The organism is Rhodococcus sp. 1168, assembly GCF_002091955.1.
Classification (GTDB): domain Bacteria; phylum Actinomycetota; class Actinomycetes; order Mycobacteriales; family Mycobacteriaceae; genus Rhodococcoides.
This window is the reverse complement of the sequence record NZ_MKKY01000018.1, coordinates 13428-37768: the sequence shown is the minus strand read 5'-3', so window position 1 is coordinate 37768 and position 24341 is coordinate 13428. Positions and strand designations below refer to the sequence as shown.

Below are 24341 nucleotides of genomic sequence, written 5' to 3'. Positions count from 1 at the left end.
GACGAATAGGTGTCGCACACACAGCCGCTGGGTAATCGGACTCGCCGTCTCCACGAGTGAGACGGCCTACCGTTGCGGGTCAGTGCCGGATTTCGACCGGCTTCCCCCTGCGACTGGCTTGCTGAGTGCTTCGTCCAGCAGTATGCACGAGAGGTTCAGGTAGCGTTCGAGCGCGCCTACCGAGGCTCACACATGTCGTCAGCTGATACGTCGGGCCCGAACCGCCGGTGCCGAGGAATGCGGCAGCAGTCTGCTGATGTCCTCGGGCAGCAAAATCTCGACGGTCGCCGACGCGTCGAACCGGTAGGGCTGGGTCATGACCACGCCAGACAAGTGCTTTCGGAGGCGTGACATTTCGGCTCGCACGGTGATCGCCCTCCCTCCGTCGCCGAAGAGGTCCGCCGCCATCTGTGCCGCAGTCCGTCCCTCCCGATGGACGGCCAGGAGGTAGAGAATCTCTGCGTGACGTGGCGTCGGCTCGTGTGCCCACTCCCCTACCTCGCTACGGATCTGTACCCGCGTGTGCTGTGGATGACGTAGATCGATGCAGATCGTCGTGGCACCGGCCGTCTCGGAGACCGATGCGTGCTCCGCCACCCCGGTCGGCCGGACGAGCCATCCGCCGGGCAACGGCTCGACTTCACACACACCGAGCGTCGGCATCCAGAATCTGCCCGTGGCCAGGTCCTCGGGCAGAAGAACTCGAGTGCGCAACGCTACGGACGAGGTGGCCGCTACCCACCCGTTGGCGTCGACGGCCAATGCCGGGGCATGCAACCGAGCGAGCATGGGGGCAGCGACCGAACGCAGCCGATCCAGGTTCTGCCGATGATGTTCACGCAATTGGGATTCGGTAAGACGCGCTATGGCATCGACCAGTGCAAGGGTCGTCGGGTGCACGGTGTTTGCGGGCCCGCTGACGTCGAGTGCGCCGAGGACATGCCCGGTGCGCGGGTCCTTGATGGGCGCGCCTGCGCAGGTCCACGGATGGTGGCTGCGCACGTAGTGTTCCGCGGAAAAGATCTGCACGGCCCGACGCGAGACCAACGCAGTACCGATGGCATTGGTACCCACCGCATCCTCGGCCCAGCTGGCACCCTCGACAAATCCGAGCCCGTCGGCGCGATCGAGCACCGACGTCGAGCCACTGCGCCACAGCACCCGCCCGTGTCGGTCCGCCACGACGAGGATGTTGTTGCCGTCCTGAACGACCGATTCCAGACCTCTGGCCAGATCGTCGAGGACGTCGAACAGACCCGAATCCCTGCGGCTCCGCTCGAGATCGGAGACGTTTACGAGTGAGGGTGAGACGGATTTTTGCTCGGGATCGATACCGAGGGTTTGCAACCGACGCCACGAGTCGCCGATCACCTCGCGTGGCCGGGCGGGGCCTTTACCGCCTGCCATCGTCGCGTCGTAGACGGCCGTCAGTATCTGCGCGTAACGGCGCGGGTCTTCGCCTGCCGCCAGCGCAGGCTCGGGGCCTGTCGACTGAGTCATTGCCGACAATTGTGCGCCATCTCACATAACTGCGCAGACCTGGGGTCAGTTCACCTGAATCGACAAAGTTTTGCGGGCACGTCGAGGAGCTCCCAGTTCGGGGAACAGAGTGCGCGTGACCTTACGAGCGGCATCCATCACCAACGGCGCAACTCGCTCGAGTTGCGCAGTCCGCATGTCCCCACACAGCGCGATACCGCCGGCCGGGCCTTCGTAACCACGAATCGCCGACCCAACACATGCGATCCCACGGACCGACTCACCGAGACCGAACGCCAACCCCTTGCGCTGACGAATACGGTTCAACTCCAGATGCAGAACCGCCCGCTCGGTGATGGTGCTGTCGGTGAAACGGGGAAGGGCCGGGCCGAACAGGGTGTCGACATGCTCAGGATCCAGCCACGCCAGCATCGCCTTTCCACCTGCCGTCGAATGTGCCGAGACTCGGCCACCGACGCGGGAGGGCAGTGCGGCCGCGAACCGTCCGCCGACCTTGTCGAGACAAACGCTTTCGGACCCGTCGAGAACGGACAGGTGGACGACCATCCCGGTCTGCATGTGCAGCTCGTGCAGGATCGGTGCTGCAGCCTCGCGAATCTGGCTACGTCCGCCGTCGCCGCCGCCGAGTCCGAGTGCACGCGCGCCGAGGCCATAGCCGACCGAAGCGTGGTCCACCCAGTCGAGCCGGACGAGCTGATCGAGAATGCGGTGAACAGTGGACCGCGGAAGCTGAGTGCAGAACGAGATTTCTTCGAGGGACAGCCGGGCTGCTCGACCGTCGAACGCGTCCAGGATCAGGGTCATGCGTTCGACCATCGACGGCGGCAAGTCCCTCTTGGACTGCCTAGCGATGGCCCTGCCGGCGAACCTTGCGTTGTTCATGTCAACGACGGTCATGGCACTCCCCCAGATCAGTTTCGAGTCGAATCACAGCTCCACGCATCCTGGTCGTGACGTTCGAGCGAACACGGTGCGCAGCAGGAACTTTCGCGTTGGAAGGTTTCACCGGCGAACGAAAGGAGAGGTCCGGGGGCAATACCTGCGGTGAGCAGACGGAGCCGACTCGAGAGCGTGAATCACTGAGTGATACTTGGTATCTCATTACACACCAAAGAGTAAAAGAGATTCAGATCACCGTCAAGCGGGCCCGCATCCCCAATGCGGGCCCGCCGTGACGTCACTCCTGACTTGCAGCGAGCGCGGAGAGCTCGAACCCCTTGTACCCCGCCGCGGCAGCCTCTGCGAGCTTCTTGCCGTAATTGCCGAAGCCACCCGCATACATCATGAAGACGCGCGGCTTGCCCTCGATGTTCGCACCCATGTACCAGGAGTTGGCCTGCGGGAACAAAGTTTTCGCGGCGACGGCGGCACATTCGGCCATCCAGTCCGCGGCAGCTTGCTCGCTCGCCTCGATGACCGCGTAATCGTTGTTGTCGAGGTACGCGATCGCGTCGGCGATCCAGTTCACGTGCTGTTCGGAGCCCAGAACCATGTTTGCCAGCACACCGGGGCTGCCGGGTCCGGTGACCACGAACAGGTTCGGGAAGCCGGGTGCAGCGATGCCTTGCAAGGTCTGCGGTCCTGCCGCCCACTTCTCACGGAGCAGAACCCCGTCGCGTCCGCGGATGTCGATGCGATCCAGTGACCCGGTGATCGCGTCGAAGCCCGTGGCGAAGACGATCATGTCCAGGTCGTAGTGCGCGTCGCCAGTCGCGATACCCGTCTCGTCGATCGCGGTGATCGGTGCCTCGCGGAGGTTCACCAGGGTGACGTTGTCACGGTTGTAGGTCGCGAAGTAGCCGGAGTCGGTAACGATCCGCTTGGACCCGATCGGGTGGTCCGTCGGGATCAGCACGTCTGCCAGAGCCTGATCTTCGATGACGGAACGAATCTTGCGCTCGGCGAAGTCGCGAGCCAAGTCGTTGGCCGCGATGTCGCTCATCTGGTCCGCGAAAGTCTTGGCGAACAACACCCCGCCGAGCTCCCAGTACTGCTCGAACTCCGCTTCCCGCTCCTCGGCGGGAACCTCGAGCGCACTCTTCGGGTTCGAGACGAAGGGAGAGCCGCCACCGCTTGCCCAACTCTTGCGTCGACGCTCCGCGTAGGTGGCCTTCTGCTCACGGCGAGTCTCTTCGTCCAGTGGACGGTTGCTCGCCGGTACGGAGAAGTTCGGGGTGCGCTGGAAGACGTGGAGAGTCGCGGCCTCCTCGGCGATCAGCGGGATGGACTGGATGCCCGAGGATCCGGTGCCGATGACACCGACACGCTTACCGGCGAAATCGACGCCGGTACGCGGCCAGTCACCGGTATGCAGGATCTCGCCGCCGAAGCTGTCGCGGCCCGGGATGTTCGGCAGGTTCGTCGTGGACAGCGCGCCGGTGGCCAGCACGCAGAATCGCGCCGTCACCTTATCGCCCTTGTCGGTGACGATGTTCCACTGTGCGGCCTGCTCGTCGAACGTCGCGGACACCACTCGGGTGTCGAACTCGAAGCCGCTGCGCAGGTCGAATCGGTCCGCGACGTGTTCGAGGTAAGCCAGGATCTCGGGCTGTGTGGCGTAGCGCTCGGACCAGTCCCACTCCTGCTGCAGGTCCTCGTCGAAGGAATACGAGTAGTCGACGCTTTCCACGTCGCAGCGAGCACCCGGGTAGCGGTTGAAGTACCACGTGCCACCGACCCCGGAGGCTGCTTCGAAGCCCTGGACGGCGAGTCCCTGCCCGCGGAACTTGTGCATCGCGTACAGGCCGGCGAGGCCCGCTCCGACAACCACCACGTCCACATTGGTTCGCGTCATGATCGATTCCTTCTTTCTGGAGAGTGTGTTGGTTTGACTAGCACGCAGATCGCCGCTGTCACGCGTAGGCCATGTCGAGAGGCATCGTGATCCCAGTGATGGAGCGGGCCTCGTCGGAGGCCAGGAACAGGCTCACGTCGGCGACGTCCAGGCTCGCCTTTCCGTCCGTGCTCATGGAAGGGTTCACGATATTGATTCGAATACTGTGCGGCTCTAGCTCCTTCGCCAGCGATCGCACCAGCCCGACCAGCCCGTGCTCGGCAGCGGCGACGTGGCCCATGCTGTTCAAACCTCGCACGCCTGCCGTGGAGCTGACCAGGACGAGCGAGCCACCGCGCCCACCCTCGATCAGGTGTGGAATAGCGGCCTTGCAGGTCTTCCACATTCCTGTGAGGTTCACATCCAGCATCGTCTGCCAGACCTCTGCCGAGAGCTCCATGGTTCTACCGGTGGAACTGATTCCGGCTCCTCCGCAGACGATGTCGAGCCGACCCAGTGTGCTGACGCCCTTGGCTACCGCCGCATCCAGCGCGCTCTGCTCGCGGACATCGGCCTCGATGGCGACGATCCGTCGCCCGAGCAGTTCGACCTGTCGGACAGTCTCCGCCAGGTCCGCACTGCTCGCGGCGGGGGTCGTCGAGTGCGCTACCGCGGTGCAGCAGTCCACCACGATCAGGTCGGCACCCTCCTGAGCGAATCGCACCGCCTGCGCGCGTCCGATCCCCCGGGCTCCACCGGTGACCAATGCGGTCTTGCCCGCCAATCGCCCACTCATGACATCGCTTTCTGTGTAAGTCCGGCGTCGACCACCAGTTGTGTGCCGGTGATGTACCGCGCCTCGTCCGAGGCCAGGAACACCACCGCGTTGCTCACATCCACCGACTCCACCCAGGGCACCGGCAACAGGTGCCGCGCGGCGAGGACATCGACGACGTCCTCGGCTTTCGGATCCTCGAGGTCCGGGCGCAGCCGAGCGAACGTGGCCGGGTTGAGTGTCATCGCCGTGTCCACCGCGCCTGGGTGGACGGTGTTGACGCGAATCGACCGCGGGCCGAGCTCGTTGGCCAGCGTCCTGGCCAGTCCGACCACCGCATGTTTGGCGGCACTGTAGTGCGAGGCTCCAGGAGCCGCGCTGATGCCGGCCGTCGAGCTGATGATGATCACCGAACCGCCGGCGACCTCCAGCGCAGCCACGCCCGCCAGCACGGTGTGCCAGACCCCGGTGAGGTTGACGGCCATCGACCGCTCCCACAGGGCCTCGTCGATCGTCCACGACGGGCCGATGTTCTCGGTCACTCCGGCATTGGCGACCACCGTGTCCAACCTGCCGAGCTCGGCCACGCCCAGTGCGACTGCATCCTTCGTCGCGGCCAGGTTACGCACGTCCGCAACATCGGTGACGATTCGACGGCCCTCCGCCCGAACGAGCGCCGCTGTCTCGGCAAGGCCTGCCTCTACGAGATCGAGCGCGATGATGTCCGCGCCCTCCTGGGCCAACCGCACCGCGTGGGTGCGGCCCATTCCTCCGCCTGCGCCGGTGATCAACGCGACCTTGCCGGCCATCCGTGACATCTGTGATTCCTCTCGTCAGTCTCGGTTGGCGGCTGGACGATAACGCAAAAGCGTGATGTCGCGGTCGGGATAGTCGCAGAACACCGGCTCGACGCGCATGCCGATTTCCAGGTCCGCGGGGTCGACCTCCACCATCTCCGTGCTCAGCCGCGGGCCCACGTCCCACTGGACGACGGCCAGGATCTGCGGAAGCGAGTCCGCCCATGGCGGCGCGGTGGGGCGGTCGGCCACGGTGTAGGTGTACAACGTGCCCAGCCCGGTGATTTCGCGCCATTCGAGATCGTCTGCCAGGGTCCGCGGTGCCAGTACCCGCGGGTAGAAGACGTACTCGTCCGAGGACGGCGAGTACTGGATCTCGATCCGGTGCTCGCGAAGGCTGTCCCAGAACGGCTTGGTGACCGGGGTGGGCTCGGGAAACGGCTTTTCTGCGGTGCTCATACTCATTCTCCTTGCAGGATCAAAGCGACCTGCTCGCTCATGATTCCGCCGTTGCCGGTGACGAACGCCGTGTTGCAGTCCTCGACCTGCGCCTCGCCTGCTCGTCCCATCAGTTGCCGGACGCCGTCGACTACGTGGTGCATGCCGCCTGCCATGCCTGCCTGCCCGAAGGAGAGCTGGCCACCCGCAGTGTTCAGCGGGAAGTCACCGCGGAAGGTGAGGTCACGCTGTTTGACCCACTCCATACCGGTGCCCTTCTCACAGAACCCCGCGTCTTCCAGGCTCATCAGCACGGTGATCGTGTAGCAGTCGTAGATCGACGCCACGTCGATGTCGGAGCGCTCGACGCCCGCCATCGCGAAGGCTCTGTCCGCGGCCGCCTTGATCGGGGTGCGGACCATGTCCTCGGCGTAGGTGGGGGTCTTGAACGAGATACGCTCGCCGAAGCCCTTGACCCACACTGGACGGTTCTTCGACTTGCGCGCCACGTCGGCGTTACCGACGATCACACCCGCGCCGCCCTGCACCCGCATGACGACCTCGAGCATCCGGATGGGGTCCGCGATCATCGGGCTGGCGAGCACGTCGTCGAGAGTGATCGGTTTACCGTGGAACACCGCACCGGGGGTGGCACATGCGTTCGTCCGTTGGTCGACAGCGATCTTTGCGGTCGCCTCCGGGTCGTAGCCGAACTCGGCTGCGTAGCGCCGGGCGATCTGCGCGTACGGCGCATTCTGGCCGAGGTTGCCGTAGGGGATCTCGAACTCCGCCTGGGGCGAGCCGAAGTTGTTGCTCGACGCGCCGAAGTAACCGGGATCCTTGGCCGGGCGTTGCTGCGAGCGCGGCAACATGTACGAGCCCGGGACGACCACGAGCACGGATTCACACAGGCCCAGCTCCACGGCAGCAGCCGCACGCCACACCATGCCGGCTGCAGTGGCGCCGCCGAGGTCCACTCGCTCGCCGAAGTTCAATGGCAGTCCCATGTACTCCGACAGTGTGGCCGGAACGAACATGTCCGACTCCGCCAGGCCGTGCGCGACGATGCCGTCGACCTGGGAGGCGTCGATGCCCGCGTCGTCGATCGCCATCTTCGACAATGTCGCCCACTGCTCGATGGTGAACTGCTCCGGCCGAGTCTGCTTGCGCTGGGACGGTAGCTCGCAGAAGCCGAGGATGGCCGCTTCGCCGCGTAGTCCGCTCATCACGCAGCCTCGGTCCGGCGTGGCAGGGTGACGGTGGCGGTGCCCGGCATCAGCAGCTCGCCGTCGCGCTCACCGCGAATCTCCAAGTCCACCAACGCGCGTCCGTCTTCCTCGCGCTTGGCCGTCACAGTTCCCACGAAGTCCAGCTCCTGGCCGGCGAAGGCGACGGCGCGGTTCTGGGCCGAGTACGTCACCAAAGTGCCGGCGCCGCCGATCCAATCGGTGACGGCACGAGCCAGTAGTGCGGCCTGTAATGGCCCCTGCACCAGCGGCCCCGAGTAACCCTCGACATCGACTGCCCAGGACTTGTCGTAATGGATCCGGTGCGCGTTGTACGTCGCAGCACTGAACAAGAACATCTGGATCTCGTCGACGCTCGTGCGCAGGGTGGTGATCTGGTCCCCTACCGTGACGTCTTCGAAGTGCAGCTGGTCCGCCATTGCGTTCTCCCTCAACTCTTTTCCTTCTCTCATGGCCGCGCGATCATCGACGTCGTAGCTTCGGCAACCAGTTCGCGACGCTGATTGGTGTACGCGGTCTTCCACGTCACCAGCACGAAACGCCCTGATCGGCCTTGCTTCTCCACGATCGACTCGACTGTGCGCACCGAAGTGATCACGTCGCCGTCGTACGAGGGGCGCAAGAACGTGGTGCTCTCGCCGCCCGCCATCCGCTTGGGGCACTTGGGAAACGTCAGGTTCCCGGACGCGGCACCGGAGGAGCCGTCGACGCGCAGGGTGTCGATCGGGGTGACGCCGAGAATTGCATACTGAACGTAGAGCGGAGGGCAGATGACGTCTGCGTAACCGTGTTCGCGTGCGTAGTCCCCGTCGAAGTACAGCGGGTTGTCCTCGCGTACGGACACAGCCCAACGCTGCCAATCACGCTGAACGACAGCACCTGTCGCGGTCGCTACGACCGTTCCGACCCGGGCCGCGACCTCGTCCGGGATCAACGACTCTGCTGTTTCTGGCATCGGTTGCCCGCCTAACTGTGTTGTATTCGAATGCATATCTCTGTCAAGCAATCTGATGGTCGGTGATCAAGCCACGAGCCACCTGGTCGTCGTACTGCTCGGCGGAGTAGCCGAGCAACTCCTTGTAGAGGTACTCGTTGTCCTCGCCGAAGCCCGGAACCGCCCGTCCGAATGCCAGGTCGAAACCCTCTGCTCGCCAAGGGTGGCCGGGGTAGAGGTGCGTGCCCACCGACGGGTGGCTGCGCTCCTGGAACCAGCCGCGTGCAGCCAGGTGCGGATCCTCGAGCAATCGAGTTTCGCTCATGACCTCGCCGGCAGGCACGCCGACATCCTGCAATTCTCGAACAGCCTGCTCAGCCGACCGCTTGCGGCACCAACCCGCCAGCACTGCCCGGATTGCGGCGGAGTTCTCCGCGCGCAGCGCGGCGGTCTCGCCCATCCCCGCCAGTCCTTCGGGGTCGACGAGTGCTGCGATCGCGGCCCAATCTCGGTCGTCGCGCACCGACACCGCGAGCCAGCGGTCCTCGTCCGCCGAGAGGAACACGTCCTGAAGCATGTGCAGATCGGTGTTGCCGAGCACCTGCGGGTTGCGCGCGTTCATCTGGCAGTCCAGCACGAACTCGCCGATGTCGGCCATGACCGCTTCCGCCTGCGGGAACTCCACCAAGCCGCCGAGCCCGGTGCGTTCGCGATCCCATAGCGCTGCCATCACCGCGAACGCGACGCCCGCGGGAGCCGCCTCGTCCATGTGGTAGTTCTCGCCTGCCGAATCGGGCTCTTCGCCCTCGTACCCGTCCATTGCTGCGATGCCGACGAGCGAGTTGAAGTTCGGCCCGTAGCCGAGGTAGTCGCTCATGGGCCCGCTCATTCCCATCGGCGGCATCCGTACCACCACCAGGCGTGGGTTGATCGCCAGCAGCGCCTCGTGGCCCAGTCCCAGCTTCTCGAGCGTGCCGTTGGAGTTGTTCTCCACCAGCACATCACTGATCTTGATCAACTCGATAGCGGCGGCATGGCCTTCTTCGGTCTCCAAGTTCGCGCACGCGGCCAGCTTGTTCCGTGAGTGCCAATTGAAGAGCGCGGTCCGCTCGTACGGTCGTTCGCCCGGATCCTTGTCCGGGTACGTGCCGCCGTGGTAGCCGGTAGAAGCGATGAGTTCCTTGGTCGTCTTCGCGGACACCTGCCTGCTGGCGCGGTTGTTGCCCTCGAGCCGAATGACCTCGGCGCCGAGATCACCCAGCAGTGCCGTCGCACCCGGCCCGGACCACACAACCGTCAGATCGACAACGCGGATACCTTCGAGTGGATAGCTCATGCCTGGCTCACCTTCTGCTCGTTCTGCTCCCGAATCCGTGCACCGTGCTGATCGAGCAGCGGCGCGGCCGTTTTGATCGCATGACCGCCACGCATCCGCCACGGCGCAGCCGTGTAGGACAACGTGCCTGCGACGGGATGCTCGACCTCGACGAAGGCGTCACGTCCACGAAAGTGCTCGGCCTCCAACAACTCCGAGACCTCCATGAATGCGGTGACCGGGATACGAGCTGCCTCGCAGCGCTCCATCAGGTCGATCTTCGAGTGCGCCAGGCACCAGTCGCTGATGTAAGCGATGAAGTCCTCGCGATCCTGGCCCGTCACCGTTTGGCGGCCGTGGAAGCGTTCGTGGAAGGAAGGATCATCTTTTCCGGCGAGGTCGATCAATCGGTTCCAGAAGGCTTGATTGGTCACGTAGATCATCACGAAGCCGTCGTTGGTGCGGAATGGCCCGGTGAAGGTCGCCCCATGCCGGTGCGGGCTACGGACCCCTCGCGGTGCCACCATTCCCGAGTAGGCCGCCGAGAGCAGGTACGACGCGCGGCGGTCTGCCCCTGCGAGCAATACTTCCTGTCCGGACACATCGATCACCGAACCCGAGCCAGTACGTCGGGCATGGAAGATGCCGGCCATCGTGGCCTCACCCGCCGAACGCCCGATCGTGTAATGCTCGAGCAGACCCGGCTTGCGCAGCGGAGCACGGTCGGCCGCGCCCGTTGCGTTCATCGGGCCGCCGGCTGCCTGCAGAGTGATGCCAGTGGCCTCGCGGTCCCGGTTGGGCCCGTCCTGGCCGAAGGCACTGATCCGGGTCACCACAAGCCGTGGGTTCCGTGCGCGCAGCACGTCTGGACCGATACCGAGGCTCTCGAGATGCCCCGGACGGAACGACTCGACCACAGCGTCGGCGGTCTCGATCAAGGTGAGCAGGACCTCCACATCTGCGGGGTCGTGTAGATCGAGTGCCACCGACTGCTTGTTGGTGTTCAAGTGCAGGAACAGCGCACTGGCCTCGGGGTCCGGCAAGTCACCGGGGAAAGGACCCCATCGACGCGTCAGGCTGCCTTCGCCGGGCCGTTCGATCTTGATGACCTCCGCGCCGAAGTCGGCGAACAGCTTGGTCGCGTACTCACCCGCCACCCAGCGAGACAGGTCGATGACACGCAGTCCTGAAAGTGCTTGCGGCTCAATGGACAAGACCAATCTCCTCCTCTAGCCAGCGTGCGGCCACGTCTGCCGTACCGCCGCGGATCTCGGATACTTTGGCCCGCTCGGACCACAGATGCAGGTCCGTCTCTCGGACGTACCCCATTCCGCCGTGGACCTGGTGGGCGTTGAGCGTTGCCCACTTGTAGGCCTCGCTGGCGTGCATCTTGGCAATCGCCACGTTGCGGCCTGCCTGCTCACCGCGTGCGAGCCACCAGACTGCCGAATCGGCGGACAGTCGCGACGCCTCGAGTGCGATGTGAATGTCGGCCACGATGTGCTGGACCGCCTGAAAGATGCCGATCGGGCGTCCGAACTGCTCGCGGGTGCGCACGTAATCGACGGTCCGCTCCAGCACGGCAGCGCCGCCGCCGGACATTTCCACGCACTGCAAAGCGGTGACGACGTCTGCCACCCACCGCACGTCGACGAGCGCCAGCCCGGCATTGCCGGCGAGAACCCGCTCGTCCGGAACGAAGAGCCCGTCGAGCTCGACGCGGTACTGGTGCTCACCTGCGATAGTCGGCTGCCACGTACTCCTCCAACCCTGCCCGCCGGGCTCGACGAGCAAGCCGAGCACTCGGTCCGGCTCCGCGAACACGGTTGCGGTGGCCGTCACGAGGAGAAGTTCGGCCAGCTCGGCGTTCTCCACGAACGGCAGGAGTCCGCTGAGCGTCCAGCCTCCGTCTGCGCGCGTCGCCGTCAGAGTGGGCTTCACATTGTGGGCGTCGGCAGCGTCCCAGAGGGCAACCCCGGCCCGAAGTTCGCCCGCCGCGACACGCGGAAGGTACTGCTCGCGCATCTCCTGACCGGCCAGTCGGTCCAGCGCGATGCCGAAAGCCAGCGTGCTGTAGACGATGGACGGGCACAGCGCCCGCCCGGCCTCGGAGTAGAAGATGCCGAGCTCGTTGAGCGTGGCACCCGCCCCGCCGAGCTCCTCTTCGAGCGCCAAACCGAAGACGCCCATCTCGGTCAGTGCGCGCCAGAGCGAGTCCGGGAACACTGTCCCGGCCGATTCGGAACCGGCAGCTTTCCACTTACGCACCAGCTCGGGCGTGCATTCCTTGACGAACAGCGAACGGAGAACCGATCGCAGTTCCGACTGCTCCTCCGTGGGAACGAGTCTCATGACTTTCTCCTCTTGATCTTGTCTACGCAGCTCAATGTCATCGTCCGCCGCGCGGCAAGCCGTGCCCACGCTGGGCGATGACGTCTCTGAGCACTTCGTTGGCGCCTGCACCGAACCGCAGCAGCGGTGCGGCTCGGTAGAGCCGTTCGAACTTTCCGTCGAGCGGGGCACCCTCGGTACCGATCGCGAGAACACCCGCCATGCCGAGTACCTGGGTACCGACGTCGGCGATGCGCTGGCGCAGCTCACTCGAGTAGATCTTCTCGGCGCTGACCAGTACCGACGGAATGATGCCGTCCTCGAGCAGTGACGATGCTTCGAAGCCCATCAGTCGGGCAGCCTCCACCTCGGCGTCGAGCTGTGCGATCTTGCGACGTAGCGCCGGGTCGTCGATCGGGCGAAGGCCGTCCGCGCGCTCGTCCTTGGCCAGGCCGATGAGCTCGTCCACCGAGCGGCGCAGGTCGCCGACGTTGGTCAATGCGCCGCGCTCGAGGTCCAGTGCGCCGATGATGTAGCGCCAGCCCTGGTTGACCTCACCGATCAGGTTTGTCACCGGCACTCGGACGTTGTCGAAGAACGTCTCGTTGGTGCGGTAGTCCGACCACGCCATGATCGGACGGATGGTGATGCCGGGTGCGTCGATGGGCACGATGATCACCGAGATGCCCTTGTGCTTGGGCACGTCCTTGTCGGTGCGCACGCACAGCCACTCATGGGTGACGCGCTGCGCCATGCTGTTCCAGATCTTGGATCCGTTGATCACCCACTCGTCACCGTCGAGCACCGCGGTAGTCCGCAGGCTGGCGAGGTCGGTACCGGCGTCGGGCTCGGAATAGCCGACCGCACAGGTCATCTCACCACGCGCGATCGGCGGCAGGAACTCTTCCCGGTTGCGAGCGGTGCCATTTCGCATGATCATCGGTGCTACCGAGGTGACAGTGAGGTCCGGCCCGGGTACACCCCAGTACTCGAACTCACTGACCAGAAGGTGCTGGTACACCGCGCCCAGCCCAAGCCCACCGAACTCCTTGGGCCAGTTCAGCCCGAACCAGCCTTTGTCGCCGATCTTCTTACGGAACGCAGTGACCTCGCCACCGAGGAACTCGATGTCGTGCTCTGCCATTTCGGCGCGCAGGGCGGGGGTGACATTCTCGGCGAGGAACGTGCGTACCTCCTCGAGCCAGCGCTTCTGGTCTGCGTCCAACTGGAAATCCATGTTCACAGCTTTCGATAGGGTGAAACTCGAAATAAGAAATCAACTGGTTTCGACGGTCCTGGCCAGTCGAGGGATCGGGACGGGGATCGCGTCGAGCAGTGTGCGGGTGTATTGCTCCTGCGGATTCGCGAAGACGTCCGCCACCACGCCCGACTCCACGATTTTGCCTGCAGCCATCACCAGTACCCGGTCTGCGATCACTTCGATCAGAGCGAGGTCGTGGCCGATGAACAGGTAGGCCAACCCCAGCTCGTCCTGCAGGTCGCGGAGCAGGTTGAGCACCTGCGCGCGCACCGAGACGTCCAATGCAGCCACCGGCTCGTCACAGACGATCATCTTCGGGCTCAGCGTCAGCGCCCTGGCGATCGCGACACGCTGGAGTTGCCCGCCGGACAGCTCCGATGGGTAGCGGTCGAGGTAGCGAGAGCCGATGTGCACCTTGCTCAACAGCTCGCGCACCGCCTTCGCACGCGCGGCCCGATCGAGATCGGTGTGCACGACCAACGGCTCGGCGACAGCTTCCCCGATGGTCATCCGAGGGTTCAGGCAACTGTGGGGATCCTGGAAGATCATCTGCATTCCACGTCGCATCTGACGCAGTGCTGCTGGTTTGGCAGCACGCACATCTTCACCGTCGAAGATGATCGTGCCGGTATCGGGCTCGATCAACCGCAGCACGATGCGCCCGACCGTCGACTTGCCCGCGCCGGATTCCCCGACGACGGCCAGACATTCGCCAGCCTCGAGCGTGAAACTGACGTCGCTGACCGAGGGGGCGCCCGGTTTCGGCCGACCCCACCAGTTTCGTCCCGAGTCGAAGGTCTTGGACACGTTCGATACTTCGAGAAGGCTCATCAGATCGTCACCCCGGCAAGTGTCAGTTCGGAGGCGCGCACGCAACGCGCATGGCTGGTGCCGTCCACCTGAGTCATCGACGGATGCACCGCATCGCACAGGCCCGGCTTCGCGTACTCACAGCGATCGAAGAACCGGCAACCCGACGGCCAGTCCGCGGCGGCGGGAATGCCACCGGGAATGGCGGAGAGCCGACGCCGTGTGCCGGAGTTCGGCTGCGGGATAGAGGCAAGCAGGCCCGAGGTGTACGGGTGAGCCGGCCGGAAGAATACGTCGTCGATCGTGCCCTCCTCGGCGCTCTCGCCGGCGTACATGACGATTACCTTCTGGCACAGTTCGGCGACGACGGCGAGGTCGTGGCTGACGAACAGCATCGCGACACCCGTCTGCTCCTGCAGATCTCGAAGTAAGGACAGGATTGTCGCCTGCACCGTCACATCCAGTGCGGTGGTCGGCTCGTCGGCGATGAGCATTCGAGGATTGCTGGCCATCACCATCGCGATCATGACCCGCTGGCACATGCCGCCGCTGAACGCATGCGGATATTCTTTGACTCGGTCTGCGGCCCGGGGGATCTGAACCAGTTCCAACATTTCGACGGCTTTCGCCATCGCGGCCTTGCGTCCCAGTCCGAGGTGTCGGCGGACCGATTCGGCGATCTGGTCACCCACGGTGAACGCCGGATTGAGGCTACGAATCGGCTGCTGGAAGATCATTCCCATTCCGCCGCCGCGAAGGTCCCGCCAGACTCGGTCAGGTGCCGCAGTCAAATCCTGGCCGTCGAACACCACCTTGGAGCCCGGTGCGAGCCTGCCACCTGTTCTGCCGGTCAACCCCATCAGTGCGAGCGAGGTCACGGTCTTACCCGAACCGGATTCACCGACCAATCCGACGGATTCACCGGCGGCGAGGTCGAAGGAGACCCCGTCCACCGCGGTCAGCCACTTTCCGCGACCCGCGGGGAATTGCACCGTGAGGTCCTGGACCTGCAGGAGCGGTGAGTCTTTCCGGGCGGAGCTTTCCATCGAGTTCTTGTCAAGCATCTTCGCTACCACTTCGGCTCCTCACCATCGCTCGTCGCACACCGTCACCGAGGTAGGTGAAAGCAAGTACTGCCAGGAAGATCATGACCCCGGGCGGCCACACGAGATACGGGGCGAGCTGCATATTCGATGCCGCGGTGCTGAGCATGGAACCCCAGCTCGCGGCCGGTGCCTTTGCGCCGAGACCCAAGAAGCTCAACGAAGCCTCGGCGGCAACGGCCGAACCGAGAGACACCGAAATCACCAGCACCACGGGCGGCATCACATTCGGCAGAATGTGCCGCACGATCACACGGATCGGCCGACATCCCAGTGCCACAGCGGATTCGATGTACGTCTCATGTCGCACGTCCATCGTGGAGGCCCTCGAGACACGGAAGAACCGCGGCGTCATGACCAATCCGACGGCAACCATCGCATTGGTGATTCCGGAGCCGAGCACCGCCACGATGGTGATTGCCAAAACCAATGCGGGTGCACTCATCAGCGCATCCATGATTCTGGTCAGCACGGTGTCGATCCAACCGCCGACGTAACCGGCGATCACGCCCAACGGCAGGCCGAGGACCAATGCAAGGCCCACCGCCTGCAGTGCAGCAGTCAACGAAATTCGAGCGCCGAAGATCAACCGGCTCAACGCATCCCGTCCGTAGTCATCGGTGCCCAGCCAGTGCTCGGCACTCGGCGGCGAGAGCCTGTCGAGCAGGTCTTGCGTGTACGGGTCGTACGGGGCGATCCATGGCGCGAAGATGGCCATCAATGCCAGGGCAACTACGAACACCAGAGCGATCAGGGCAGCCGGCCGTCGGCGCATCCCGCTGAGCACACCACCGGTTTTCCGCGGCGCGGTCTTCGACTCTTCGTCTGACTGCGTTGTCATGAGCGAACTTTCGGATTGAAGTAGCCGTAGGAGATATCTACCAGAAGGTTCACCAGCACCACCACGATCGTGGTGAACAAGACGAAGCCCAACAGCACCGGGATGTCATGGTTCTGCACGCTGTCGACAGCGAGACTGCCCAGTCCCGGCATGCCGTAGATGATCTCGATGGTCACGGCACCGCCGAGCACCTCGGAGACTCGAAAGCCCAGAACGGTGACCACGGGGATGCATGCGTTCTTGAGTGCATGCTTGAACATCACGCTGGTCTTGGACAACCCGCGGGCCTCGGCGTTGAGAATGTAATCGCTCTCGAGCACCTTGCCGAGCGCGGACCGCAGCTGCAACGTCACTTCGGCGGCGGGCAGTAGCGCCAACGCTATGCCCGGTAGCACCAGATGTTGCAGCCACGGGACCACGCCCTCGGACAACGGTACGTAGCCGAACGCGGGAAAGATCTGGTTGCTCACTGCGAACAGTGAAACCAGGACCAGCCCGAACCAGAACGCGGGGATTGCAATGGCGATGGATGCCACCACGTTGACCGCTCGATCGATCACTCCGCCCGGCCGGATAGCCGCGACGATCCCGAGAAGCCCGCCGACCAGCACCGCGATGACCATCGCGAACAGAACCAACGACATCGTGGTGGCCATCCGGCGGCTGATCAGCTCGGTGACCGACTGATTCGACAGGAACGACATGCCCAGGTCGCCGTGAAGTACCCCCCCGACCCAGTCCACGTAGCGAACGAACACATTGTCGTCGAGTCGCAGATTCTCGCGAATCGCCGCCAACCGCTCGGGAGTGGGGTTCTCACCGGCGAGTACGACGGCGGGATCTCCCGGAGTGAGGTCGATCAGCACGAAAATCAGAAACGGCACTATCAGCAGCAGCGGCACTGCGGCCAGCAGTCGCCGGCCTCCGTATCGCAACATGGCTTGCCTCTCGGGTCGAGATAGTCGGACGGGGGTGAGACGGGTGCTACTTGACCATTGCCACCGTGCGGATATCGAAGGTGCCGGTATTGGCCCAAGGCATGTTTTCCGCGTCGACGACCTTGTCGGAGTAGATGGTCGCGTTCATCTGGTGGCAGATCGGAACGAACAGTGCCTCGCTCAACACCATCGCCCAGATTTCCTTGTACAGCGCAGCGCGATCATCTTGTGCCAGTGTCGGATCCGCAGCCTGCTTTGCCTTCGCGGCGATCTCGGCGTTGCCGTTACCGAAGCCGTAGGCGCCGGTGACGTAGGTTTCCACCGTCTCCTCCGGATCGATCTTCGGGCTGAAGCTGTTGGTGACCATCGCCTCGAAATCACCGGCGATGAATCGTGGCTCCGTCTGAGTGATCGGGGCCGGGTTCAGCGTCGCGTTGAATCCCACCTGCGAAAGCTGCGACTGGATCACGTTGGCAGGCTTCTCGGTGTTCGTACCTGCAGCGAAGGTGAGGGCAATCGTCGGTGATCCACCGGCGAGCTTCTTGGCCTCGGCCTCGTCGTAGGTGAAGGGGTATTCGTAGGAGCCGTCCGCGGGCCAGCTGCTCTCGGGGTACATCTGCTGGTACGGGGTGCAGGTATCGGAGAACAGCGCACTGATGGCTGCCGGATCGATCGCCCGCGCCGCGGCCTGTCGAACGGCCGGGTCGGTCAAGTCACCCTGCGCGCGCATCATCAGACCGAGGACATTTCGGAACTCGACTTCTTCGACACCCAAGGAACTCTGCTTGGCAAGGCTCTGCGCTTCCACGATCTCGTTCGCCGAGCTGACCCAGGTCAGATCCGTCGCACCGGTACGCACACCGTTGAGCCGCGTCGATGCGTCGGGCATTCCGACGATCTCGATACCCTTCAGACGGCCGGCATTCTCGTCCCAGTAGTCCTCGTCCGCGCGGGTCAGCGTCAGCGACTCCTGCGGAATGTAAGCGGAGACGACGTACGGGCCGGAACCCGACTTGCCGGGGTCGTTCTGGATGTCGGTGCCGGCTTCGATCGTCTTGGGACTGATCATCATTCCCACATTGGTGCCGAACACACTCGGCAGTTCCACGCCGGAGCCGGGAGCGAGGTTGAGGCGCACCGTGGTGGGATCGACGACGTCGACCGTGGTGATGTCACTGAGCGATTTCACCACTGTGCTGCCGGGCAAGGTCTTGCCGCGCTGGATGTTCGCGGCCACAGCTGCGGCGTCGAACGGCGTGCCGTCGTTGAAGGTGACGTCGTCGCGCAGTGCGAGTTCCAAGTAGGAACCGTCCGGAGCGAATTCCCACGATGCGGCAAGGCCGGGTACCACGTTGTCGTCACCGTCGATCATCGTCAGCCGATCGAAAATCGGCGTCATGTAGCTGACCCCGCTGTAGCTGGTCTGCAGATATGGGTCGAGGTTTCGAGAAGGGGCCGCGGTGGTCACCCGCAGGACCGCGTCCCGGTCGATCTCGCCTGACGAGTTGGACGTACTGCCCCCGGTTGCCCCACCACCACATGCTGACAACAACATGAGTGCGGCGGCGGATGCCCCCACAACCTTTGCCGTACCTTGCTTTCGAATCTTCACGGAGTACCTCTCGTAGAAAACTTCACACTGGATTTGGAGTTCGGACAACATTTACCGAGTTACGAATTCACTGACGTTTCGAACGATGGCGTCCCAGCAGCGGTTGGCAGTGTCATCGGTGATGGCCGCACTGTGCGGTGTGATCACCACGCCCGGGGCGGTCCACAGCGGATGCCCGGACGGCAGTGGTTCCGGGTCGGTGACGTCGAGGATGGCGTGAAGCCGTTGATCCTCTAGCGCGGCGAGCAGTGCATCGGTGTCGACGAGCGGTCCTCTGCCCGCGTTGACCAGCACACTCCCGCGGCGCATTGCCGCCAGGAACGATGCGTCGACCAAGTGATGGGTGTCCGCTGTGAGAGGGAGCGCCAGGACGACGACGTCCTGCTCGGGCAGCATCTCCCGCGCTTGCGCAAGATCGACGACGCCCTCTCGCGCGGTGCGAGCCGCCAACGTCACGTCGGCGCCGAAGGGCACAGTTCTCTGTTGGACGTTCGACCCGATGTCGCCGGCTCCGAGTACGAGTACTCGTTTACCGGCAAGGGTGCCGGTGGGGTGCCGTTCCCACGTCTGCGCGCGCTGTTTCGCGCGGTAACCCACCAGGTCGCGATAGTGGTTGAGCAGTTGCGCCACAACCCATTCCGCGACCGGGCCGCCATGTGCCCGATCCGCCCCGGAAATCACCACGCCTGCCGGGACGATGCCGGTCCAGGCGTCTCGTCCGGCGCTGAACAGCTGAACCATTCGTAGGTTCGGCAGTTCGGTGTGCATCTGCGCGGCGAACTCCGGTGCGACTCCGCGGCTCACGAGGACCTGGGCCCGGTCGGCCCCGGCCGGGCGCGGACTCGACAAGTCCCAGAGAATCGGTTCGATTCCGGGCAGGCCATCGAAAGCTTCGATCCCCCGCTGATCCGGCACCAGTACTACGACTGCGCTCGGGGGCGCAGCTGTCACTCCGACACCGAGGCAATCTTCCCCAACAGCTCGGGCTCGGTACGCAACGCCGCACGAACTGCTGCCTCCCAGAAACCGTGGTAGCCGTTCCCATCGCTACGAGCCTGATTGCTCACCCACCAGTCGGGCAGCGAGGTCTTCGCTGGTCCACCCGCGACGCGTGTCAGCCAAGCATTCTTGCAGCGAATCTCGAGGCTCACCGCGCGCAGGTAGATCGCGCGGGCGGTGCTGCCGAGAACGAAAACGCCGTGGCCACCGAGGAGTGCGACATCCGCATCGCCGACGCCCTGGATCGCAGCCGCGGCTGCGGTCATGTTGTCCACTCCGCCGTCGTACTCGTCGACGAGGACGAGCTCGCCTCCGCCCAGGCTGGAACTCTGATCGTGCATCGGCGGAATCTCTTTGAGATCGGCCCAGACAGTCCCGTACTCCGAGTGATTGTGCAACGCGAACGTGACGTCCGGGCGCGCCTTGTGCAGGGCCAGGTGCAGCGGGATTCCCAGCGGTACCGGCCAGTTGCCCTCGAGCAGATTTCCATCCATGTCAATGCGGAGGACATCCTCGGGACCGAATTCTTCCCAGGTCAGTAGCCATGGGTTGCAGAGCAAAGTGCCGTCGCCGACCGCGTAGGTGATGTGCCCCGCGAGATGGTCACAGTAGCCTTCGGCCCACAGAGTGCGAGCCAGCATGACGATCTCTTCTGCTGGGGTGAGCTCGGGCATCAGTCGATCGGCGGTCGGGATGAATCCCATCGATGGCTCCTTTTCGATTCACGTCGAATGTCCATCGACGGGCATGGCCGGCCCTGAGGGCCTTTCACGACCGGAAGGCTCCGATGGTCGACACTGTGGATGAAAAACTGTGGCTGAAAACACTGTGGTATCGTAACGTGATACCGAGTATCACTTTCACTGAAGGATAGGTGGGATTCAAATCACAGTCAAGACGATCCGCAGTCTTACGCGCGGACTCGAGATTCTCGAGGCGATCGCTGCCCGCCAACCGATCGGTCTCACCGCGCTGTGCACGGCGACAGGCGAGGACAAGAGCGCACTTCAGCGAACACTCGCCACGCTGCACGAGGCGGGTTGGATCCAACCCGCTCCTGGTTCATCACCGCAGTGGGAACTCGGCGCCAAGCCGATCGTCGTCTCCGGACGGGCACGTCAGTCGTCGTCCCTGCAAGGTCGGGCACGCCAACTCCTCGGACCACTGCGTGATGCGACCCGCGAGACGGTCCATCTCGCGCTACTCACCAGCACCAACCTCGTCGTAGCCGACGTCGCAGAGGGTATGCAGGTGCTTCGGACCGCCCTGCCGGTCGGGCAACTCCACCCATTCGAAACAAGCTCCGCGGGCCGAGCGATCCTCGCCCACTTGAACCCGGCGCAGCGTATGGCGCGAGCCCAGGTACCGGAGAAATTGATGACGGAGGCAGAGTACGACGAGATTCGTCAACGGGGCTGGGCCTCGAGCGCAGGCGAAGTTCTCGAAGGGTCGAACAGCATCGGTGCGGCGATACTCGATGCCGCGGGAACACCTATGGGTGCAATAGTGATCAGCGGCCCAGCATCACGATTGACTCCGGCCAGATGCGAGGAGTTGGGCGTGCCCCTGACCGACACGATTCGCGCTCTTTACCACCACCACTGAACTCGCGCTCACCGAATTCCCCACTCGACCCGCTGAAAAGTACCCCGAGAAACGGAGCATCATGCGTCTCACCGACGAGGTCCAAACCCTGCTCGATATACTGAACACCGGATTTCCACGTGTGGAAGAGATGACGGGCGCCGACGCACGCGCCGCGGTACTGGCTCGCAAGCAGATTGCCCCGAACCCGGAACCGGTTGGCTCGGTGACCAATACAGTCATCGAAGGCCCCGGTGGCCCGCTCCAGCTACGCATCTATCAGCCTCTCTCCAGCGCTACGCATGCAGCAACAACGCGGCCCGTCGTCGTCTTCGCACACGGCGGCGGCTTCGTATTCTGCGACCTGGACACTCACGATGAGTTCTGCCGAAACATGGCCAATGCCGTTGACGCAGTGGTTGTCTCGGTCGACTACCGACTGGCTCCCGAACATCCCGCGCCTGCTGCAGCCATGGACGTACACGCGGCGCTCGAGTGGGCTCGCATGCACGCCGGAGAGCTGAACGCAGACCTCGAGCGGGTCATTGTCGCCGGAGACAGCGCAGGCGGAAACTTGGCGGCAGTGACAACCCTGATGGACCGCGACGCCGCATGGCCCGCAATCGCCGGCCAAGTCCTCATCTACCCGGTGATCGACGACGACTTCGACACCCCCTCGTACCTGGAATACGCCGAGGGCTACTTCAACACTCGGAACGCGATGCAGTGGTATTGGCAGCAATACGCACCCGGCGGCGTCCACGTCGCCGACAACCCCCACCACATCTCCCCCACCCGAGCCGACACCCTCGCAGGCCTGCCGCCTGCCATCGTCATCACCGCAGGATGCGATCCACTCGATCATGAAGGCACCGCCTACGCAGAACAACTCCGCGCCGCCGGAGTGCCCACCACCCATCGCCGCTACGACGGCATCTTCCACGGCTTTCTGACCATTCCCTCCCTCACGATCACCACCGAAGCCCGAACCCAACTGTGGGCCGACCTGACCGAGTTGCTTGCCTGAGTCGCTTCCACACCGAGGGCGTCCTGGAGAGGTTCAACCCTTTCGAGCTCTGCCGCGTGCAACCCATTGCAACTCTCGACCAGCATGCACCGACGGTGTGTGCTGGATCACAGAGCACGCACAAGAGCAACAAGGAGTTGGCATGACCCAGACCATCGAGCCGGTAGAAGCGACACGGTTTCAGAGCCCGCAGGAACGCGTCGACGCCTGGTTGGCCGACTTCGAGGCGGCACTGACGGCCCGGGACATAGAGCGGGTCACTGCCAAGTTCACCGTAGACAGCTTCTGGCGAGACCTGGTCACGTTCACGTGGAACCTGAAGACCGTCGAGGGCCGTGACGGCATCGCGGCCATGCTGGAGGCCCGTCTCGACGACACCGACCCGTCGAACTTTCGGACGATCGAGACGCCGGACGAAGCCGATGGAGTCACCTCGGCATGGATCGAGTTCGAAACCGCGACCAGCCGCGGCAAGGGGCATCTGCGATTGAAGAGCGATCCGGAGACTGGGGAGGACACGGCCTGGACGCTGCTCACCACGATGCAGGAACTCAAAGGCTACGAGGAGCGCCAGGGCCACACCCGGATCAAGGGCGCGGTGCACGGGTCCAACGCCGATACCCAGAACTGGGCGGAGAAGAAGGAGACCGAGGAAAAGGAGCTCGGCTACTCGGTCCAGCCGTACGCATTGATCGTCGGCGGTGGCCAGGGCGGAATCGCACTCGGCGCACGATTCCGCCAGATGGGTGTGCCCGCCATCGTTGTCGATCGCGCGAACCGGCCCGGGGATCAGTGGCGTGGACGCTACAAGTCCCTGTGCCTGCACGATCCGGTCTGGTACGATCACCTGCCGTACTTGCCGTTCCCTGCAAACTGGCCGGTCTTCGCCCCGAAGGACAAGATCGGCGATTGGCTCGAGATGTACACCAAGGTCATGGAGGTTCCGTACTGGAGCCGGACCACCGCGAAGTCCGCGACATACGACGAGGCCGCCGAAGAATGGACCGTCGTCCTCGACCGCGACGGCGAGGAAGTGATCCTGCGACCCAAGCAGTTGGTGATGGCCACCGGAATGTCCGGTAAGAAGAACGTCCCGAACTTCCCAGGAATGGACGAGTTCGAAGGCGAGCAGCACCATTCGAGCGAACACCCCGGTCCCGACGCGTATGTCGGCAAGAAGGTCGTCGTCGTCGGATCCAACAATTCAGCGCACGACATCTGCAAGGCACTGTACGAAACAGGCGTCGAGGTGACGATGCTGCAGCGATCGTCCACGCACATCGTCAAGTCCGACTCGCTGTGCGAGATCGCGCTCGGTGACCTGTATTCCGAGCGTGCCGTCGAATCCGGGATGACGACGCAGAAGGCCGACCTGACGTTCGCTTCACTGCCGTACCGGATCATGCACGAGTTCCAGATCCCGGTGTACCAGCAGATAGCGGAGAAGGACAAGGACTTCTACGATCGGCTGGAGAAGGCCGGCTTCCAGCACGATTTCGGCGACGACGGTTCAGGGCTGTTCATGAAGTACCTACGTCGGGGTTCGGGATATTACATCGATGTCGGCGCCTCGGAGCTCGTCGCGGACGGAAAGATCAAACTCGTTGCCGGACAAGTCGATCGGATCAGCAAGACCGGGGTGGTGCTGGCCGACGGAAAAGAACTACCCGCAGACCTCATCGTCTACGCGACCGGATACGGGTCGATGAACGGCTGGGTCACCGACCTGATCGATCAGGAGACCGCGGACAAGGTCGGCAAGTGCTGGGGCCTCGGCTCGGACACCACCAAGGATCCCGGGCCGTGGGAAGGAGAACAACGCAACATGTGGAAGCCGACGCAGCAGAAGAACCTATGGTTCCATGGCGGCAATCTCCATCAGTCACGCCACTATTCGCTGTACCTGGCACTGCAGATCAAGGCGCGCTACGAGGGCATCGACACCCCGACCTTCGGCCTGCAGGAAGTGCATCACCTGAAGTAATCTTTCAGCAGTCTTGTGCGCACCTTCGGGTGCGCACAAGACCGTTCGAGCTACTGGCCCTGCGCTTTCGCG

The 24341-nt window shown here is 64.0% G+C and carries 23 protein-coding genes and 1 riboswitch; of the genes, 3 read left to right on the top strand and 20 right to left on the bottom strand.

Annotated elements, in window-relative coordinates:
• Positions 1–8: 8 nt before the first annotated feature.
• A riboswitch (cobalamin riboswitch) is annotated at positions 9–157 on the bottom strand.
• A 41-nt stretch (positions 158–198) separates the two neighbouring features.
• The 20 genes from BJI47_RS00825 to BJI47_RS00730 all read right to left on the bottom strand — a co-directional run bounded on the left by BJI47_RS00825 (position 199) and on the right by BJI47_RS00730 (position 20378).
• Positions 199–1500: a GAF domain-containing protein gene (locus BJI47_RS00825; protein ID WP_088941926.1), complete on the bottom strand. Its 1302-nt coding sequence runs from the start codon at positions 1498–1500 to the stop codon at positions 199–201.
• A 45-nt stretch (positions 1501–1545) separates the two neighbouring features.
• Complete coding sequence (locus tag BJI47_RS00820) at positions 1546–2397, bottom strand: IclR family transcriptional regulator (protein ID WP_088941925.1); 852 nt, start codon at positions 2395–2397, stop codon at positions 1546–1548.
• Positions 2398–2677: 280 nt separating this feature from the next.
• A complete protein-coding gene (locus BJI47_RS00815) occupies positions 2678–4294 on the bottom strand; it encodes an NAD(P)/FAD-dependent oxidoreductase (RefSeq protein WP_088941924.1) in 1617 nt (538 codons plus the stop codon).
• A 58-nt stretch (positions 4295–4352) separates the two neighbouring features.
• Positions 4353–5069 carry an SDR family NAD(P)-dependent oxidoreductase gene (locus BJI47_RS00810; protein ID WP_088941923.1) on the bottom strand — a complete coding sequence of 239 codons (717 nt, stop codon included), beginning with the start codon at positions 5067–5069 and terminating at the stop codon, positions 4353–4355.
• A complete protein-coding gene (locus BJI47_RS00805) occupies positions 5066–5866 on the bottom strand; it encodes a mycofactocin-coupled SDR family oxidoreductase (protein ID WP_088941922.1) in 801 nt (266 codons plus the stop codon). The genes BJI47_RS00810 and BJI47_RS00805 overlap by 4 nt, the downstream gene beginning before the upstream one ends.
• Before the next feature lie 15 nt (positions 5867–5881).
• Positions 5882–6304, bottom strand: a complete 423-nt coding sequence (locus BJI47_RS00800) for a Zn-ribbon domain-containing OB-fold protein (protein WP_088941921.1) — start codon at positions 6302–6304, stop codon at positions 5882–5884.
• A 2-nt stretch (positions 6305–6306) separates the two neighbouring features.
• Positions 6307–7509, bottom strand: a complete 1203-nt coding sequence (locus BJI47_RS00795) for a thiolase family protein (RefSeq protein ID WP_088941920.1) — start codon at positions 7507–7509, stop codon at positions 6307–6309.
• Complete coding sequence (locus BJI47_RS00790; RefSeq protein ID WP_088941967.1) at positions 7509–7949, bottom strand: MaoC/PaaZ C-terminal domain-containing protein; 441 nt, start codon at positions 7947–7949, stop codon at positions 7509–7511. Before BJI47_RS00790 ends, BJI47_RS00795 begins: the two co-directional genes overlap by 1 nt.
• Before the next feature lie 29 nt (positions 7950–7978).
• Complete coding sequence (locus tag BJI47_RS00785; protein WP_088941919.1) at positions 7979–8485, bottom strand: MaoC family dehydratase N-terminal domain-containing protein; 507 nt, start codon at positions 8483–8485, stop codon at positions 7979–7981.
• Positions 8486–8528: 43 nt separating this feature from the next.
• Positions 8529–9800, bottom strand: coding sequence for a CaiB/BaiF CoA-transferase family protein (locus BJI47_RS00780; protein WP_088941918.1), 1272 nt, complete (start codon positions 9798–9800; stop codon positions 8529–8531).
• A complete protein-coding gene (locus tag BJI47_RS00775) occupies positions 9797–10993 on the bottom strand; it encodes a CoA transferase (RefSeq protein ID WP_176224612.1) in 1197 nt (398 codons plus the stop codon). The genes BJI47_RS00780 and BJI47_RS00775 overlap by 4 nt, the downstream gene beginning before the upstream one ends.
• Complete coding sequence (locus BJI47_RS00770; RefSeq protein ID WP_125458624.1) at positions 10983–12131, bottom strand: acyl-CoA dehydrogenase family protein; 1149 nt, start codon at positions 12129–12131, stop codon at positions 10983–10985. Before BJI47_RS00770 ends, BJI47_RS00775 begins: the two co-directional genes overlap by 11 nt.
• Positions 12132–12168: 37 nt before the next feature.
• The gene (locus tag BJI47_RS00765; protein ID WP_088941915.1) at positions 12169–13347 is read right to left on the bottom strand and encodes an acyl-CoA dehydrogenase family protein; all 1179 of its coding nucleotides are present in this window, start codon (positions 13345–13347) and stop codon (positions 12169–12171) included.
• A 39-nt stretch (positions 13348–13386) separates the two neighbouring features.
• The gene (locus BJI47_RS00760; RefSeq protein WP_088941914.1) at positions 13387–14202 is read right to left on the bottom strand and encodes an ATP-binding cassette domain-containing protein; all 816 of its coding nucleotides are present in this window, start codon (positions 14200–14202) and stop codon (positions 13387–13389) included.
• On the bottom strand, positions 14202–15245 hold the full coding sequence (locus tag BJI47_RS00755; protein ID WP_088941913.1) for an ABC transporter ATP-binding protein: 1044 nt from the start codon (positions 15243–15245) through the stop codon (positions 14202–14204). The genes BJI47_RS00760 and BJI47_RS00755 overlap by 1 nt, the downstream gene beginning before the upstream one ends.
• Positions 15238–16125 (bottom strand): ABC transporter permease, encoded by an 888-nt coding sequence (locus BJI47_RS00750; protein WP_088941912.1) that lies wholly within the window; start codon positions 16123–16125, stop codon positions 15238–15240. Before BJI47_RS00750 ends, BJI47_RS00755 begins: the two co-directional genes overlap by 8 nt.
• Positions 16122–17063, bottom strand: coding sequence for an ABC transporter permease (locus tag BJI47_RS00745; RefSeq protein ID WP_088941911.1), 942 nt, complete (start codon positions 17061–17063; stop codon positions 16122–16124). Before BJI47_RS00745 ends, BJI47_RS00750 begins: the two co-directional genes overlap by 4 nt.
• Positions 17064–17109: 46 nt before the next feature.
• A complete protein-coding gene (locus BJI47_RS00740) occupies positions 17110–18675 on the bottom strand; it encodes an ABC transporter substrate-binding protein (protein WP_254900318.1) in 1566 nt (521 codons plus the stop codon).
• A gap of 51 nt (positions 18676–18726) precedes the next feature.
• A complete protein-coding gene (locus BJI47_RS00735; RefSeq protein WP_088941909.1) occupies positions 18727–19626 on the bottom strand; it encodes an NAD(P)-dependent oxidoreductase in 900 nt (299 codons plus the stop codon).
• Positions 19623–20378 (bottom strand): class II aldolase/adducin family protein, encoded by a 756-nt coding sequence (locus BJI47_RS00730; RefSeq protein ID WP_088941908.1) that lies wholly within the window; start codon positions 20376–20378, stop codon positions 19623–19625. The genes BJI47_RS00735 and BJI47_RS00730 overlap by 4 nt, the downstream gene beginning before the upstream one ends.
• 166 nt (positions 20379–20544) lie before the next feature.
• On the opposite strand from BJI47_RS00730, the gene BJI47_RS00725 reads away from it, so the two are divergent.
• From BJI47_RS00725 to BJI47_RS00715, 3 genes are all read left to right on the top strand, one after another.
• Positions 20545–21279 carry an IclR family transcriptional regulator gene (locus tag BJI47_RS00725; RefSeq protein WP_368655866.1) on the top strand — a complete coding sequence of 245 codons (735 nt, stop codon included), beginning with the start codon at positions 20545–20547 and terminating at the stop codon, positions 21277–21279.
• A 61-nt stretch (positions 21280–21340) separates the two neighbouring features.
• Entirely contained in the window at positions 21341–22285 is a 945-nt protein-coding gene (locus BJI47_RS00720; RefSeq protein ID WP_088941906.1) for an alpha/beta hydrolase, read from the top strand.
• Between the two features lie 142 nt (positions 22286–22427).
• Positions 22428–24269 (top strand): NAD(P)/FAD-dependent oxidoreductase, encoded by a 1842-nt coding sequence (locus tag BJI47_RS00715; protein ID WP_088941966.1) that lies wholly within the window; start codon positions 22428–22430, stop codon positions 24267–24269.
• The last annotated feature ends 72 nt before the right edge of the window (positions 24270–24341 follow it).